The organism is Spirulina sp. 06S082, assembly GCF_034932145.1.
Lineage (GTDB): Bacteria > Cyanobacteriota > Cyanobacteriia > Cyanobacteriales > Spirulinaceae > CCY15215.
The window spans coordinates 1-16755 of the sequence record NZ_JAYGHV010000394.1 but is presented as its reverse complement, the minus strand read 5'-3'; the positions used below and the strand labels follow the sequence as shown (position 1 = coordinate 16755).

At 42.8% G+C, this 16755-nt stretch carries 18 protein-coding genes; 13 read left to right on the top strand and 5 right to left on the bottom strand.

Annotation, left to right across the window (positions count from 1 at the left end):
* Positions 1-10 precede the first annotated feature (10 nt).
* The 4 genes from VB714_RS23475 to VB714_RS23460 all read right to left on the bottom strand — a co-directional run bounded on the left by VB714_RS23475 (position 11) and on the right by VB714_RS23460 (position 5193).
* Entirely contained in the window at positions 11-1219 is a 1209-nt protein-coding gene (locus VB714_RS23475; protein WP_323227257.1) for a 4-hydroxy-3-methylbut-2-enyl diphosphate reductase, read from the bottom strand.
* A gap of 55 nt (positions 1220-1274) precedes the next feature.
* The gene (locus VB714_RS23470; protein ID WP_323227255.1) at positions 1275-2306 is read right to left on the bottom strand and encodes a GDSL-type esterase/lipase family protein; all 1032 of its coding nucleotides are present in this window, start codon (positions 2304-2306) and stop codon (positions 1275-1277) included.
* A gap of 220 nt (positions 2307-2526) precedes the next feature.
* Positions 2527-4044 (bottom strand): ammonium transporter, encoded by a 1518-nt coding sequence (locus VB714_RS23465; RefSeq protein ID WP_323227254.1) that lies wholly within the window; start codon positions 4042-4044, stop codon positions 2527-2529.
* A 363-nt stretch (positions 4045-4407) separates the two neighbouring features.
* Positions 4408-5193, bottom strand: a complete 786-nt coding sequence (locus VB714_RS23460; protein ID WP_323227253.1) for a sulfite exporter TauE/SafE family protein — start codon at positions 5191-5193, stop codon at positions 4408-4410.
* A gap of 110 nt (positions 5194-5303) precedes the next feature.
* Between VB714_RS23460 and VB714_RS23455 the strand changes: the two genes are divergently transcribed.
* The 4 genes from VB714_RS23455 to VB714_RS23440 all read left to right on the top strand — a co-directional run bounded on the left by VB714_RS23455 (position 5304) and on the right by VB714_RS23440 (position 8216).
* Positions 5304-5507, top strand: a complete 204-nt coding sequence (locus tag VB714_RS23455) for a DUF751 family protein (protein ID WP_323227252.1) — start codon at positions 5304-5306, stop codon at positions 5505-5507.
* 89 nt (positions 5508-5596) lie between these two features.
* A complete protein-coding gene (gene rbfA / locus VB714_RS23450) occupies positions 5597-6043 on the top strand; it encodes a 30S ribosome-binding factor RbfA (RefSeq protein WP_323227251.1) in 447 nt (148 codons plus the stop codon).
* Positions 6044-6048: 5 nt separating this feature from the next.
* Positions 6049-7647 carry a glycoside hydrolase family 3 N-terminal domain-containing protein gene (locus VB714_RS23445; protein ID WP_323227250.1) on the top strand — a complete coding sequence of 533 codons (1599 nt, stop codon included), beginning with the start codon at positions 6049-6051 and terminating at the stop codon, positions 7645-7647.
* A gap of 302 nt (positions 7648-7949) precedes the next feature.
* Entirely contained in the window at positions 7950-8216 is a 267-nt protein-coding gene (locus VB714_RS23440; protein ID WP_323227248.1) for a DUF4327 family protein, read from the top strand.
* Positions 8217-8282: 66 nt separating this feature from the next.
* Here the strand turns inward: VB714_RS23440 and VB714_RS23435 are convergent, their stop codons facing one another.
* Positions 8283-8630 (bottom strand): hypothetical protein, encoded by a 348-nt coding sequence (locus VB714_RS23435; protein ID WP_204106155.1) that lies wholly within the window; start codon positions 8628-8630, stop codon positions 8283-8285.
* A 184-nt stretch (positions 8631-8814) separates the two neighbouring features.
* Here VB714_RS23435 and VB714_RS23430 point away from each other — a divergent pair, with 184 nt between their 5' ends.
* The 9 genes from VB714_RS23430 to VB714_RS23390 all read left to right on the top strand — a co-directional run.
* Positions 8815-9723 (top strand): cation diffusion facilitator family transporter, encoded by a 909-nt coding sequence (locus VB714_RS23430; protein ID WP_323227245.1) that lies wholly within the window; start codon positions 8815-8817, stop codon positions 9721-9723.
* Entirely contained in the window at positions 9680-9946 is a 267-nt protein-coding gene (locus VB714_RS23425) for a hypothetical protein (protein ID WP_323227244.1), read from the top strand. Before VB714_RS23430 ends, VB714_RS23425 begins: the two co-directional genes overlap by 44 nt.
* The gene (locus tag VB714_RS23420) at positions 9946-12291 is read left to right on the top strand and encodes an ABC transporter substrate-binding protein (RefSeq protein WP_323227242.1); all 2346 of its coding nucleotides are present in this window, start codon (positions 9946-9948) and stop codon (positions 12289-12291) included. Before VB714_RS23425 ends, VB714_RS23420 begins: the two co-directional genes overlap by 1 nt.
* A 155-nt stretch (positions 12292-12446) precedes the next feature.
* A complete protein-coding gene (psb35, locus tag VB714_RS23415) occupies positions 12447-12662 on the top strand; it encodes a photosystem II assembly protein Psb35 (protein ID WP_416309776.1) in 216 nt (71 codons plus the stop codon).
* Positions 12663-12816: 154 nt separating this feature from the next.
* Entirely contained in the window at positions 12817-13290 is a 474-nt protein-coding gene (locus VB714_RS23410) for a tetratricopeptide repeat protein (protein WP_323227238.1), read from the top strand.
* A gap of 117 nt (positions 13291-13407) precedes the next feature.
* Positions 13408-14076 carry a deoxyribose-phosphate aldolase gene (gene deoC, locus VB714_RS23405; protein WP_323227237.1) on the top strand — a complete coding sequence of 223 codons (669 nt, stop codon included), beginning with the start codon at positions 13408-13410 and terminating at the stop codon, positions 14074-14076.
* 76 nt (positions 14077-14152) lie between these two features.
* Positions 14153-15013: a DNA repair protein RecO gene (gene recO / locus VB714_RS23400; protein ID WP_323227235.1), complete on the top strand. Its 861-nt coding sequence runs from the start codon at positions 14153-14155 to the stop codon at positions 15011-15013.
* Positions 15014-15067: 54 nt separating this feature from the next.
* The gene (locus tag VB714_RS23395) at positions 15068-15664 is read left to right on the top strand and encodes a 2TM domain-containing protein (RefSeq protein ID WP_323227234.1); all 597 of its coding nucleotides are present in this window, start codon (positions 15068-15070) and stop codon (positions 15662-15664) included.
* Between the two features lie 42 nt (positions 15665-15706).
* Positions 15707-16755: FtsW/RodA/SpoVE family cell cycle protein (locus VB714_RS23390; RefSeq protein ID WP_323227232.1), on the top strand; the 1049-nt coding region annotated here is incomplete at its 3' end.

The window sequence follows — 16755 nt, the reverse complement described above, 5'->3', positions numbered from 1 at the left end:
TATAAGTGATTTATCTGGCTATCATTTCCTTTTTTAAGTATAAAATATGCTCGATCGCCTCTTCTACGGATTTATCGGGGGTAGAGGCTCCGGAGGTAATACCGATCGCTATTTTACCCTCTGGCAACCAATTCTCTGTTACTTCGATCGCCTTGTCTAAAGGTTTATGTTCGATGCGATTGCCGGGACCAATGCGATCGGCACTATCGATATGATAAGAAATAATGCCTTTATCAATGGCAATTTCTTGGAGATGGGTGGTATTAGAAGAGTTAAAACCACCAATAACCACCATCAGGGATAAATCTTCTTTAACAAGGCCAAACATGGCATCTTGACGTTCTTGTGTCGCATCACAAATCGTATTGAAACTCATAAAATGTGCGTTCAATTCTATCGGTCCATATTTTTCCAGCATGGTTTTTTCAAAGAGTTTCCCGATCGCCTCGGTTTCGCTTTTGAGCATAGTGGTTTGATTGGCGACACCAATACGTTCTAGATCGCGATCGGGATCGAATCCGAGAGAATGAGCATTGGCAAATTTAGCTAAAAACTCTTCTTTATCGCCACCGTGTAAAATATAATTGCGAACATATTCCGCTTCTTTTAAATTCAAAACGACTAAATAAGTTCCTGCAAATGAACTGGTTGCAACGGTTTCTTCATGTTTGTATTTGCCGTGAATAATCGAAGTATGCTTTTTCTTTTTATGTTTTTCCACAGAATTCCAGACTTTAGAAACCCAAGGGCAAGTTGTATCGACAATTGTACAGCCGCGATCGTTGAGAAATTTCATTTCTTGAACGCTGGCACCAAAAGCGGGCAAAATAACTATATCGCCAGTCTCGACCACTGAAAAATCTTTTTCCCCTGTTTTAACTTCAATAAAACCGACTTCCATTTCCTGTAAACGGGTATTTACTTCCGGATTGTGAATAATTTCGTTAGTAATCCAAATGCGTTCATTGGGGAAATGGCTGCGGGTTTCATAGGCCATTGCTACAGCACGTTCAACTCCCCAACAAAACCCGAAAGATTCAGCTAAAAAGATCGTCACATCGCCGCGATCGAGACGATAATTATTATCGCGAATTTCTTGAATTAAACTGCTTTGATATTCAGTATTTAAAGCTACAACAGCTTCTTTATGATTGCCAAATCCCCGACGGTAGTAATTAGGGGAATGATTGAGATCGCGTTTAAAAGTTTTTGTATCCATTTTTTGTGACCTGTTTGCCTTTTACCTGTTTGTCTGTTGCCTGTTGCCTATTCCCTCACTGATAAGCAACTTGATCGAAAATTTTCAAAGCAGTTGACCACACTTTATATCCTTCCGAATTAAGGTGCAAACCGTCGGTACTGAGTTCCATTCTTAAGTTACCGCGATCGTCAGCAAAAAGGGGATAGAGATCGAGAAAAAGAGCATCTTCCTCTAGCGCGATCGCCTGGAGTCGATCGTTGAGGTGTCGTACTCGTTCATTCGGGATTTCCAAGAGGCGATCGCGACCTTCCCAAGTGGCTTTTTCAGCACTGTGGGGCAGAATGGACTGTACGATGATTCGGGTGCGAGGATGGGCATTTTTCAAGTCTTGGAGAATGAGCCGATAATTAGCCAAAATAGTTTCATCGCTAATGCCTGCCAAGATATCATTAATCCCGATCATCACGAAGAAAGTTTCTGGACTGGTGCGATCGAGTAAATGCAAACGACGCAATAATCCTTTGGTTTTCTCTCCCGAAATGCCTTGATTGAGCCAAGTTTTATTAGTGGGGAGAAAATTCTGATTAAACCAGAGTGTAATCGAATCTCCCAGGAGAACCGATAAATTATTGGGTTGTACCTCAGCCATACTATTTGCTTCTCGTGCCAATAATTCCACCCATTGGCGGTAATTTAGGCGCTGACTGGGGTTATTCTGTTCTTGGGCAAGAGGGGTTTTGGCTAGTAACTGCATGGACGCACCCGATAAACTCGCTAAAGCAATTTCTGAAGGGATTGGCTGTTGCTGCCAAAGATAGACAACTGCTAATAATAAAATGCCATTGGCAGTTAAGGACAAAACCGACCAATTGTAGGCGGTAATACTTCTATCCTGGGTTTGTAGGTGAGGCCTTCCCCCGCGAGACGATCGCCTCCGCAGTTCATTTTTGAGTTTACCTCGATCGCGATCGCCTGGATTTACGGACAATTGAGAAAAATCATCGGCGATCGCGTTTTGACGATCGCCCTGCCCTAAAGTTTTGTCTCGATCGCGATCGGGTCTTCTCTTGACCCGACGAGAATGCTTTTTCCAAGGCACAGACACGCATTGTCTCCTAGTTTAATGATCTCGTGAATTTAACACTTTCCTAGTTTAACGAGGAAGGCGAAAAAGTAAAGACCTACCTTTGACCCAGAGGAGGGGAACACGATCGCGTTCCCCTAGGATTCCTCATTTTAGGATAAAAGGCAGGCCTTCTAGATATCAATTTGCTGAAACGTTAACGAGATATGAATAAAGTCACGCTGCGCGATCGCATCAAAACTTAAACTTCTCCAGCTACGTCGCTACCGCTAACCGGAGAAACTGTTCCTCCAGAAAAGGTATCGGTTTCGGTAACGAAGCCGCTATAGGCCTCCATACCGTGTTCGCTGATATCCAAACCTCGCATTTCTTCTTCTGCTCCAACGCGAATGCCCAGGATAGCTTTAAGAAGTAACCAAACAATGGAGCTAAAGGCAACAGTAAAACCACCAATGGAGAGAATACCCACAATTTGAGCTAAGAAGTTCGCGCCACCAAAAATGGCCACGGCGATCGTTCCCCAGATACCATTGACGAGGTGAACCGAAAGCGCTCCTACAGGATCGTCAATTCTGATGGCATCAAAGAAAGCAACAGCAAAGACCACGATTACTCCGGCGATCGCGCCGACAATAACTGCGCCCCAATAGGGAATGGAATCGCAACCGGCTGTAATTCCCACCAATCCGGCTAAAATACCGTTAACGACCATTGATAAGTCAGGCTTGCCATCTTTAACCCATGAGGTGATAGTGGCAAGAACCCCCCCCGCAGAAGCAGCAAGAGTGGTGGTCAGAGCAATGAAGGTAATGTTTGGGTCTGCTGCTAATTCCGAACCGGGATTGAATCCATACCAACCAATCCACAGAATCAAACATCCTAGAGTAGCAATACTCATATTGTGGCCGGGGATGGCGTTAACGCCGCCACTGGCAGGATATTTGTTGAGTCTCGGACCGAGGAAAGCCGCCCCCATTAATGCCGCCCAACCGCCAACGGAGTGAACGACAGTAGAACCCGCAAAATCATGGAAGCCAACATCTTCACCAAAGGGAAGATCGCTTAACCAGCCTCCCGCCCAAACCCAGTGACCGGTGATGGGATAGGAAATAGCAACCAGTAAAAAGGCGAAGATAATGAAAGAGGTAAAATGAATCCGTTCTGCTACTGTTCCGGAAACAATGGTGGCAGCCGTTGCAGCAAAGGCAACTTGGAATAAAAAGGCTACGGAAATCGGCAGTCCTCCTGGAAATGGATCGAGTCCGTAAGTGGCCGGATCGCTACTGGCTAGGAAAAAGCCACTCATGCCAATAAAGGGGCTTCCGGGGGTTGCCCCATACATAAAGGCAAAACCAACCGCCCAGTAAGCCAATACAGCAATCCCAAAAACAATCAAGTTTTTGGCGAGGATATTGACTGCATTTTTTTGGCGGCAGAATCCTGCTTCTACCATTGCAAAACCAGCGTTCATGAAGATCACTAGCACGGCACAGAAGAAGACAAAAACTGTATCCAAAATGCCTTTGATGACGGCTGGATCGCTCATATCCATTTCGTCAAGGTCGAAGGCGTGCTGGGCAACTGCCGCGCCGTCCCAAACCAAGACAATAATGGCAACTAAGGGGATGCAGATCAGCCACGTGGGAGAAAACCAACGCGAGATTTTTTTGAAAGATTTGAGATAAGGGGATGTTCCTGTCGCGAAGCGCGATCGCTGTTTCCGCCCCGACCTCACACTCTCTGTTGTTGAATTGGACATCGTTACAAAACTTTCCTGAATTTAAGCAACACGGTTCAAGCGTTAACCCGGAACTCGTTCTGTCAGATTGAAATTCCCAACAGATTCCGTTCGTTTCCATTCTTGCTTGCCCTTGAATGGGGTTAGCATATCATCTGAATGGGGACTTGCTCTGAACTTATACAATTACCCGATTTAACTTCAAAAGTCTAGTCTTATTAGAGATTAAAATATACGATTGTTACGATTGTTGCAAAGTCAAGAATATAAATATGAGAGGGTAAACCCACCAATCTTGTAATGTTTTCTTTTTCCTTTCTGTATCTTTAATCACAGTTCTTCGAGATTAATGATTGCTTAATAATCCTTCGTTAAAATTGTTCATTAAACATTGTTCAGTGACATTCCCGATCGCCAAAAGAAGTAAATGGCAAGAATAGCTAAGAGAGTACGAAAACATAAATTCACAACGCGATCGGGGAGTTTTGGTAAATAGCGGGTACTTATTCTCGCGCCCAATAAACCGCCAACTCCCAAACAGATTCCGGGTAGTAATAAAACATTATTTTCCAGGGCATGACCGATACAAGCGGCGATGGAGGTGATAACAATAACGCCCAAGCTGGTTTGGATTGCTGTTTTAATGGTTTCACCTAACAGGAGCATTTGTAGGGGGACCATAATCACACCGCCACCGACTCCAAAAAGTCCGGCTAAAAGTCCGGCTAACCCTCCGGTAATTAAGCGGAAGATTAAGGGTTTAATCCCTTCTCGATCGCGGGATGTCGTTTCAGATGTATCCCTGAGACGTTTTCGTAACATCCCCAAAAAAATTGTAACGATTAGTAATACACCAAATGCGCCTTCTTTAAGGTAGGTGGGCAGTTGACCGACTAAATAGACCCCCAGTTGTGCTGTGGCGATCGCGGGCAGCCCCAACAAGATAATATTTTTAGGCTGGAGAAACCCCATACGCCAATTTTGCAAGGTTCCCGACATAGCAGTGATAACAATGGCTAAACTACTTGTAGCAACGGCTTGATTGTAGGGATAGCCCAAACCTACTAAAATCGGCACTAGCACCGTCCCGCCGCCAATTCCCAATAATCCCGCCAGCAGCCCGGCAAATAAGCCCGCAAAAGGCAATAGAATCCAGTTTGTGGCAACCACGCTTTTTCAGTTAAAGGTTAATATTAGATATAGTTAACCGCAGGATATCGGCCTTGTCGAATTGACGGCAAAATGTTACGAGTATAAGGAAAAATATTTTTGCGATCGCGATGAAAGAGTTTTTTGAGAATGTTTTGCGCTATCAGCGTTACTTTATTACCATCACTTTAGGGATTTTCTTTGCACTGTTTGGTTGGTTGAAACCTTTACTCAAAAATCCTGTCACGGCAGTTGCTTTAGTCGGAATGCTCGTTAGTATTTTGATTTTTGTGGCTTTAACCCTCAGAGGAATGTTAGGATTATCAACACTTTGAGAAAATAAAGCGAATTTGTTGTTAATGGGGCGATCGCAACATTCGTCACGGTTTGGATATTTAGTATTGCTAAGAACTGAGGGGGATTTATGGCTAATAGTCGTCGGGTTTCTAGGGTTTCTGCTTTAATTAAGCGCGAAGTCGGTCAATTATTATTTAATGGCATCAAGGACGATCGCGTGGTGGGAATGGTCAGCGTTACCGATGTGGACGTTTCCGGAGACCTGCAACACGTTAAAATTTTTGTCAGCATTTACGGAACTGAAGAGGTCAAAATGCAAACAATGGAAGGGTTAAAAGCCTCTAAGGGTTGGGTGCGCCGCGAACTAGGTCAACGGGTACGCTTGCGACGCACTCCAGAGGTGGTTTTTATTGAGGATCGCGCTCTCGAACGCGGCGATCGCATGATTCACTTATTAGAAGAGATTGTGGGGGATTCTAACTCATCCAATACTGAACCGGAAACTGAAGGCGATCGCAAACCTCTCGTTGCAGAAGAAATAGAAACAGACACAGAAATAACCCCACAAACATAAACATAATGAAAAACGAAATTGGCCAAATGCTTGTGGTGCGGGCATCTGGTCATTTATTTGACCAACAAATTCGCTATCCGGTTTGGGAAGCAACCCAGCAACAATTACAATATTGGCTCGCCGATCTGAATATTGGTGGGGTTATTTTGCTGGGGGGAAGTGTGGTCGAATTAGCAGCGCGATCGCGTCAATTACAAAATTGGGCGAAAACACCCCTTCTCATTGCTGCGGATATTGAAGAAGGAGTGGGACAGCGTTTTCCGGGTGGGACCTGGTTTCCTCCTCCCATGGCCTTAAGCGCGATCGGCGATCGCAAAACCGCGCAACAATGTGCGGCAGAAATGGGGAAAACCACAGCGCGAGAAGCCCTTGCAGCAGGGATTAATTGGCTTCTTGCTCCAGTTGTTGATGTTAATAATAATCCCGATAATCCCGTCATTAATGTTCGCGCTTTTGGGGATACTCCGGAAGCCGTCACGGAACTTGCAACAGCTTTTATTACTGGATGTCAGCATTATCCCGTTTTAACGACAGCTAAACATTTTCCTGGACATGGGGACACCGCGACGGATTCTCATTTGGAATTACCCGCGATCGCCCATTCAGAAAAGCGTCTCCATGAGGTCGAATTACCCCCTTTTATAGGCGCGATCGCCGCCGGGGTTGATAGCGTCATGACGGCTCATTTACGGGTTTTAGCGTGGGATAAAGAGACTCCCGCAACCCTCTCCTATCCCATTCTGACGGAACAACTGCGGCAAAAGATGGGTTTTGAGGGCTTAATTGTTACCGATGCCCTTGTAATGGCTGGAGTTGCCAATTATGCTGATGCTGAGGAAATTTGCTTGCAGGCGATCGAAGCGGGTGCAGATATTTTATTAATGCCCGCGAATCCGGAAAAAGCAATTGCAGCCATTGAGAATGCCGTAAAAACTGGGCGAATTTCCCGCGATCGCCTTCGTGCTTCCCTCCATCGCATTCGCACAGCGAAAGAAAAAATTAGTGCGAATGCTCTAGCGCGATCGCCACAAAAACAAGATGCGGCGATCGCCCTTTCCTTCGATCCCTCTCAATTTGCCCAAATCCGCGATGGCGCAACTGTCGAGACAATTTTACGGGAGTCAATGCAGCAAGGGGGAAATCTGCCCTTACAACCGCCCCAAACCCCTCACCAAGGGATTAATGCGATCGTCGCCAGTAATCTCCTCAATAACGATTTTCTCGGTTTCCACACCCCCGCGATCGCCATCCCCCAACAATTAGGTTACGAATTGCAACTATTAGCACCAGAATCATTGCAGCAGCTACTCAGTTTCTCATCTATGACACTACAACTTTTCGCACGAGGAAATCCCTTTCGTGGTAGTGCCAGTTTCACTCCTGAAACTAAATCCGTCCTTGAAAATTTGTTAAGAAGCGATCGAGTCACAGCCCTTGTCCTATACGGTAGTCCTTATATTGTCGAGTGGCTATTGCCAAATTTAAACTCTCATATTCCTTGGGTGTTTTCTTATGGGCAAATGCCCACCGCGCAAAGGTTGGCGTGGGAGTTTTTGTTGTCTCAGAAAACATTGAGTAGCGTCAGGCAAAATGCTTTTATATAACTTCTATTAATCTTTGAACAAGGGAATTTATTCCTCCCTATTTCCCTAAAGAAGACCTCGAAAGCGGCTTGGTGCCTGCTTCCCCTCTGTCATTCTCTACTAACATTAAACTTATGCTGATTAGAATCTAGTTTTGGAATTCTTATCTGACTAGGAGATCGAACTGTAACTCCTTATACTAAACTAAGTGCGGTTATCCCAGTAAAGATTGCTCGGCATTATTGCCCAGCATTATTTCGCGACAATTGCTCGACATCAACAAAACGACATCGACAAAACGGCTCGCTCTAGTAGGTGAAATTATGACTGTTCCAACTTTAACATCTGCCCCTTCCACTATCCCATCTACCCCTTCCTCCTTTCGCTATTCCATTGATTTACTTCAAGATGAAGCAAGAGGATTGGTGGATAGAGGAGTGGTGAGCCGCCAACAACCCATTTATGTGCTTTGTCAACATATTCCCGCCCGTGAATGGATCTTTGTCGAATGCGAATTAGAGAAATGCGAATACTTACTTCGCGATCGCATTGGAGATTTAATCGGCTCAGAGACTTGGGAAAACGACTGATTTATCTAGATTTATCTAATTTATCTAATTGAGTTTTTTAGTTTACCTTGACTTTCATTTTCTCGCTCATACAGCTTGTTCTAAATACGAGTTGATATCTTCGACTAATTGAGTGAGTTCCGCCTCTGTTGTGAGGCGAAGGCGATCGTCTCTTACGGTAATCAGAACCTTGGCCGCAAAGGGTGTGGCATAAATATTAGGATTGCAAAACACTTCCAGAAAAACGTCCCCCGCATAGCGATATTCCATATTGGCTTTGGGAGACGGTTTTTTTTTGCCCGCAGCCCTCTCAGAGGCAATCTCCTTTAAGGTTTGCATGAGTTTCTGAATTTCCGCCTTCAGTGCATTGGCAGAATCCAGCGTAAATTTAAAGGAAACAGAACCTTGAGTTAAATTGAGAGAGAGTTGACTCATTAGATAGTTGATAATTGATCTTGACGAGTTGATACAGGGTAGAAATTTGTCCCGATCCCCACGATCGCCTAAAACTTGTCCCTGAAAAAATCTATCAGAGAACGATCGCTTTTGGTTGATTTTGCTTAACAAAAGTAAACAAACCCTTTTCTGTTTTTTATGCCCCATTACCCATTATCCCGTTGTGGTTAAAGATAACCGTGCAGAAGTTCGTAAAGTCTTGCTCCTAACCTTGGGACTCAATCTTGCCGTATTGGGTCTTAAAGCGGGGGTTGGCTTTATCACGGGGTCTCTCAGCTTGCAAGCCGATGCCCTGCATAGCGTCACCGATAGCGCGAATAACATACTGGGACTGGTGGCCAGCAATTTTTCTTCTCCCCAACCCGATCGCGATCATCCCTACGGACACCAAAAATTTGAGGCACTGGGAGCCTTGGGAATTGCCGCGTTTTTGGGGATCGCCTGTTTTGAAATTCTACAAAATGCGGTCGGGGGCTTATTTGCAGATTTGACCCCCATCAAAATTTCAGCAACAGAATTGGGCTTTTTACTGATCGTCTTGGCGATTAATATTTTTGTTGCTTTTTATGAACGCAGTGTGGGAAGACGTGTGGGTAGTCCTATTCTCATTGCTGATGCCAAACACACCATGAGCGATATCTGGGTAACAATTGCAGTTTTAGTCGGCTTATTTGGGGTGTGGCAGGGAGAATTACTGGGCTGGCCGCAATTAGGATGGTTAGATGTAGTTTTATCTTTTCCTGTGGCCTTGCTGGTCTTTTGGAGCGGTTGGGAAGTCCTGAAAGAGAATTTACCCTGGTTAGTCGATCGCATGGCGATCGCACCAGAAACGATTTACGAAATCGCCATAAATGTTCCAGGAGTTATTAACTGTCACGAGATCGCCTCTCGGGGGGTTTTAGGGAGACAAGTGTTTATTGAAATGCACTTAATTGTTGATGCACCCGATGTCAAGACCGCCCATAATATTACAGAAGAAGTCGAGGCACGTTTAGAAGAACGTTTTAGTCCCGTGCGAATTCTGATTCATGTTGAACCGCCAAGTTATCAGAGCGATCGCATTACTTATTAAATTTTATGCCCTCCACCTAAGTTATCCACAATATTGTTACTTTTTCCACAGATTTTCAGGAGTTTTCCACAGTATTAAAGGCAAGATAATTCGGACGAATACTCCCTTTATCTTCTGTCAATACTTAGAGAATGAGTATCGCGATCGCCAAGCTCAAGAAAATGGGGCGATCGCAGGGATCTGTGAATTTCAGAAAATACGTCACGAGTTTGGTTATAATTAATGGCTAGTCTATCGACTCTTGGATTGATGCAAAAGACAAAAAAGAAATGGAATAGATACCGAGGAGAACTTTTATTTTTATTATCGCTCTTAACTTTTATTTTAGTACTGGGATGGGTTAACTTAAACTTTAACCCAGATACGATTAAGATCGCGATCGCCGTCCCTCAAAGTAATACTGAAAAAGCATTTCTCTCCCTCGGTCAAGAGATGATAGACGGCACTCAATTTTATATTGACAAAGTAAATAAGGAAGGAGGCATTAAAGGCAAAAAACTAGAGTTACTGGTTTATGATGACCAATTTAAACCCAATATAGCCGGGAAAGTTGCCCAAGATATTTGTGCTTCCTCAGCCCTAGGTATTTTAGGGCATTATACTGGCGCAATGTCTTTAAAAGCAGGCGAAGTATATCAAAAATGCGAAATTCCTGCGATTACAGGGAGTGGGACAGTTGACTCGGTAACGGATAATAACCCGTGGTATTTTCGCACCATCTTCACGAATAGCGATCAAGCTCGTTTTATTGCCCACTATGTTCAATCTGTCTTTAAATCAAAAAATGTTTACTTAGTAACTGGTGACGATCCTTATAGTAAAAGTTTAGGAGAAGACCTAGAAACATATTTTATCGCCTTTGGAGAAAAACTTAATTTTATCGGAGTACAGGAATTAAACGACGATCTTAATCGCACGGTAGATAGCATTATGTTTAACTTACTAAAGTTAAAAAAGGCAGGTCAAGAACCGGATTTAGTTGTTATCGCTATGGAAAGCCTTGAAGCCGCCAAACTCGTTCGTAAAATGAGAAGGAATGGGTTGAATTCGTCCATTGTTGGGGGAGACGCAATCGGTGATGTTTCATTTATTCAAAATTTTGCTGATGCAACAGAAGAACAATCAACCCCTGGCTTTTTTACCGATGATATTCATGCTGTTGTACCGGCAATTCTCGATATTTCTGGTGAGAGAGGGGAAGAGTTTAAAAATGAATTTGAGTTGCGTTATGGCTATACACCGGGATGGCTTTCCGTATTTTACCATGATTCCGCTCATGTTCTTGTTGAAGCCATTAAAAATGCTATCATTGCTAATGAAAATTCATCTCAAAAAACGTTCAATCTCAAAGATATCGCGACAATGCGCCGTCAAGTCAGAGACGCATTAACAAAAATAAATTCCCCCGAAAAAGCAGTTGAAGGAATCACCCGAACCTTCTATTTTAACGACCAAAGAAATACTCAACCCTTGGTTTTAATGGGGGTTTTTAATCAAGATAAATTCATTTCTGCTCTTACTCAACTGACTTTTATTAAGGATGATACTATCATTGATAATTTGGAAGAAGAACTGGAGCAGGGCGATTTGATTCAAATTGGTAGCGATAGCTATTTAGAAAAAACCCACATTGTTTATACGGGTATTGATATCAATGAAGTAACCCATATCGATGAAAAAACCTCATCTTTTTTGCTCGATTTTTATCTCTGGTTTCGCTACAAAGGAGATATAGAACCTGACGATATTGAATTTACAAATTATTCCGTCGAAAGATTGGATTCGGGAGAAAAATTGACCCTAGATGAACCGATTAAAAGAGATCGGCATGATGGAGTCAATCATGTTGTCTATCGCGTTAAAGCTGATTTTTATGAAAAGTTTGATTTTCATCATTATCCCTTCGATGACCAAATTCTATCTATTCGCTTTCGTCATCAGACTTTAGGACAAGAAAAATTAATTTATGTAGTGGATTTTGTCGGAATGCGAGATATAAATACTGAGGAGGTGATCAAAAACTTTAAAAATAATAATGTGTTTGACAAAGTTACTGATTGGCACATTACCAATGCCCTCTTTTTTCAGGATACTCATATTAACCAATCGACTTTAGGCGATCGCCGCTTAATTAAAGCTAAATCTCAGTTTCAATACTCTCGGTTTAATGTCGAGATCGAAATAGAGCGCGATATTTTCCGATTCGGTCTGAAAAATCTCTTACCCTTATGGTTTTTTGTGGTAATCGCTTATGGTTTACTCTTTCTTCCCTTTGAAAACATTTCGGTTGAGGCCATCAGTGGTTTACTCTTAGCTGTTGTTTTTTATCATCTCAGTTTGTTGGATTCTCTACCCGAGGGGATTGGCTATGTTGTTGCTCTTGACTATGCTTTTTATTTAATTTATATTTTATTAGTAATAGAACTAATTCTGGTAATTTTAGGAAGTAGCACATGGTTAAAGGCTAATACGAATATTACCAACAAACAACTCCTTCAATTTGGTAGAGTTACTCTCCCTATTCTGTGGATAGTAGGTAGTTATAGTCTGTTTTTTATCTATCGTTAACTCTCTTTTGAGCTTTTAATCTCTGAGGGCAGGTTTTTCCATTATACTCTGTCGAGAGTAATCAAAAGAGTTACAAAATGTATTATCTTTTCGATAAACCGCGATCGCTTGAGGTTTGATAAGATACAAGATAAGACATTTAAGCAAAAAACATGATGAATTACCTTTTAGAAACTGCGGTAGTGAGTGGAAGGCAATTTCCCCTGGCTTTTACTGCCGTTTATATTGTTGGTTTTATCGCAGCCGTGGGAATTGGTTCCATTGCTTGGTATAATTCAAAGCGTCCCCCTGGATGGGAAGATAGAGAGCGTCCTGATTTTATCCCCGATGTAAAGTCGGATAGCGAGTCTGAGAAACCATCAAAATCATAAGTCAAGCACCTTTTAATTAAAATTTGCATTGACTCTTCTCTTCTCAAACGAAATATCTGCCTCTCTCATAAAATCCAGAGGCAGATGGCGGTATTTCTTCTCAGATTGTTAAATGTTAGAAAACTAAGTGTTGTTTCGTAAGCAAAACTGAAAGATGTTTAATAATAATTCTTTGACTCAAAAACTATTAGACAATTTAAAGGATTCTCAAGAAAGCATTCGCGAGAAAGCAACTGCTAAATTGTGGATGCTTTGGTTTCGACAAAAAGGAGAACTCGGTTTGGAAACCTTGCGACGCGCTCAATCTTTTTTAGAAGAGGGTGATGTTCAACGTGCTAAGAATATTCTCAATGATACGATTTCTATGTATCCGGATTTTGCCGAAGCCTGGAATCGTCGCGCTATTCTTTATTATTCTCAGAAAAAGTTTCTCAAGTCTCGGGAGGATTGCAAACAAGTTGTGCGTTTAAATCCTTCACATTTTGGGGCATGGCATGGATTGGGATTATGTAATGCTGCTTTAGGAGAATACAAAGAAGCAATTTTTGCCTTTAGAAAAGCACTAGAAATTCAACCTCATGCGATCGTCAATCAAAAATTAATTTTAGAATGCACGATGCGACTTTAAGGGCTACTAATCCCCTGTCACTTGTTACCCGTGATTCAATCATTAATTCAATCATTAAATTGTCGGTGATAGTGAAGATTGCAGCAGATATCGAAACACAAAATTGGAGTAACTTTGATGGCAAACGATCGTCTGGACATAGATATTGCTGACTATATTGACCATGCGCTGCTTAATCCAGCAACAACTTTGCCAGAAATTAAGCAAGGCTGTTCGGAAGCCGTACAATATGATTTTCCTGCTGTATGCGTTTATCCCAATGCAGTACGAGAAGCCGCAGAGTTTTTACATAATAAATCTCCTCGAGTTTGTGCGGTAATTGGTTTTCCTTCTGGTGCCACAACCTCTGCTGTGAAGCTCTATGAAGCAAGAGAAGCGGTAGATAATGGTGCAACGGAATTAGATATTGTTATTAATTTGGGGTGGTTAAAAGTTGGCAAAACAGAGGAAATTTATCGAGAAATTTCTGAGATTTGTGGCGAAACTGGGCAAACGGTGAAGGCTGTTTTAGAAACTTCAATTCTGAGTAAAACTGAGATTCGTTTGGGGGCAGAAATCTGTATGGATGCGGGAGTTGCTTATGTAAAAACCAGTACGGGTTGGTTTGGTGGGGCAACAGTAGAGGATGTAAACTTATTAAGAGAAATTACCAAAGGACGCATTGGAATTAAAGCGTCGGGGGGCATTCGTACCCCTCAACAAGCCCTCGATTTAATTCTTGCGGGGGCTACCCGTTTGGGTACTTCTCACGGTGTTGAATTGATTCGCCAAAGAGCGAATAAATAGTTGATAGTTGATAGTTGATAGTTGATAGCTATATACTGAGTTTGTTTAAGTTTTGATAATTCATAATTCATAATTAATGAGCAGAACTTATAAGGCAACGGGGATTAATTTGAAGAGTATTCCCTTGGGAGAAAGCGATCGCATTGTCACGATATTAACGCCAGAATATGGTTTAGTGCGAGCGGTTGCGCCTGGTTCGAGGAAACAAAAGTCCCAATTACGCGGGCGAATTGAGCCATTTGTGACTAATGAATTGCTCATTTCTAAAGGGCGATCGCTCGATCGCATTCTGCAAGCGGAAACTCTTGCTTCTTATCCTAGTTTAAGTAAAGATTTGGGCAAACTTTCAACCAGTCAATATTGGGCAGAAATTGTTTTGGCTTTAGCGTTAAGCGATCGCACTCAAGAGGACATCTATCTGCTTTTAACCGAACACCTGCAACGTTTAAACAATTTAACACTTTCCGGCGATCGCGACATTTCTGCCACTTCGATTCTCTCTCATTTAGCCCACGGCATTTTCCATCTTTTAACCATTGGGGGATTGAGTCCCCAAATTCAACACTGTTGTCTGACAGGAGAGGCGATCGCGCCAGTTTTTGATAATCCACAGTGGATCGTGGGGATGAGTTTCGATGCGGGAGGGCTTCTGCGTTTACCCTTAGAATTAGAGCGATCGCCGAACCCGTCTACATCAATTACTGTTCACACTCGTCTCAATGCCCTAGAAATATTTCTCCTACAAACTCTAACGGCTCCAGAATTAACTCACTTTGGAGAAATCGAGGCAAAATTACCTCTATTGCATTCCTCAACTTCTTTAAAAATGGGTTGGCTGGGTGTAGAAAAGGTATTGCGAAATTATACCCAATACCATCTCAGCAAATCCATTCGCTCGGCCGCATTACTCGATACTTTATTTACAGACTATGGGTAATAGAATAAATATTTGCTATAAGTTCAGCCACAGAGAGAGAAGCTAAAACCTGCGATGAGAAGAGCATGGCAAAGTTCTCTGGAGTTTGTACTTTATAATGGAAAATGGAAGAAAATTGTTTTTAAACCCATTACCGATCGGAAAATTCTCATGACTGTCTCCGACTCTCCCTCTTTCAAAACCTATCAACAGGAAGAGATTCAGCAGATTCTCCACATCGCGATCGCCAGCCAAAACGAGAATGGTGAATTGACTGAAACGCAGTTACAAGAAATTGCCGCAGATTTGGGCATTTCTCCAACATCGCTACAAGAAGCGGAACAACTATGGTTACAGCAGAAGATTGACAAAACCAAACGTCAAGCATTTAACCTCTACCGTCAAGAGAGATTTCGTCAGAAAGCGATCGCCTATACAATGTTGAGTAGTTTTTTGGTCGCTTTTGACCTACTCGGTGGTGGAGGAATGAGTTGGTCGCGCTACGGGATTTTAGTGGCAATTCTTATGGTTTCTCTGAGTGGGTGGAAGGCGTTTCAAACCAAAGGAGAAGACTACGAACGAGATTTTATACGCTGGGAAACCAAACGCCAAATCAAACAAACCCTGAAAGGCATTTGGGACAATGTACAAAAAACTTTACAAGGCAATTAAGATGGATGCAATTATTTGTCATAAATTGATGACTATTCACTGATGATTGATATCCGTTATTTTATTCCCTTTTTTGATTCTGGTGTTTCCAACTGGGCGATCGAAGCTCGTTTAGTGCGCTGGTTGACCATGATTTGGATGTTTATGGGATTGGTTGTTCTCTTTTCTGCCTCTTATCCCGTTGCTGATGCTGAAGTGGGAGATGGTTTTTATTACTTCAAGCGACAAATTATCTGGATCTTGTTAGGCACGATCGCCTTTAATATTATCGCGCGATCGCCTTTCCGCTATCTTCTCCCCGTCTCTCGCTGGATTTTGTTTGTGTTATTGGGGTTAATGATTGCCATTCTCATCCCTGGAGTCGGCACCACCGTCAATGGTGCAACGCGATGGATTACCGTAGCCTCAATTCCCATTCAACCCTCAGAACTAATTAAACCCTTTCTCGTCGTGCAAAGTGCCAGCATATTTGGACGCTGGAAACAACTCTCATGGTTAACGCGGGTATTTTGGCTGGGGATTTTTGCCATTATTCTCGGGGGGATTCTCCTACAACCCAATCTCAGTACAACCGCCCTTTGTGGCATGACCCTTTGGTTAATGGCCGTCGCTGCGGGTTTACCTTGGCTGCAACTGGGAAGTACAGCTATTTCGGGAATTTTACTCGCAGTCAGTAGTATTTATTCCCAAGAATATCAACGACGCAGAATCATGTCCTTTCTCGACCCTTGGCAAGATCCCATGCAGGATGGCTATCAATTGATTCAAAGTCTTTTAGCCATTGGTTCCGGGGGAATATGGGGATCGGGGTTTGGACTTTCTCAGCAAAAATTGTTCTATTTGCCCATTCAATATACCGACTTTATTTTTGCGGTCTTTGCCGAAGAATTTGGTTTTGTCGGCAGTATTTTTTTGTTAACGCTGTTAATTGCTTATGCAACCCTCGCTGTTTTTATTGCCATGAGAGCCACCCAACCCATTCAAAAAACAATTGCGATAGGGGTGATGATTGTGTTAATCGGTCAATCTTCGATCAATATTGGCGTTGCGACGGGGGTTTTGCCCACCACGGGTTTACCACTTCCCTTCTT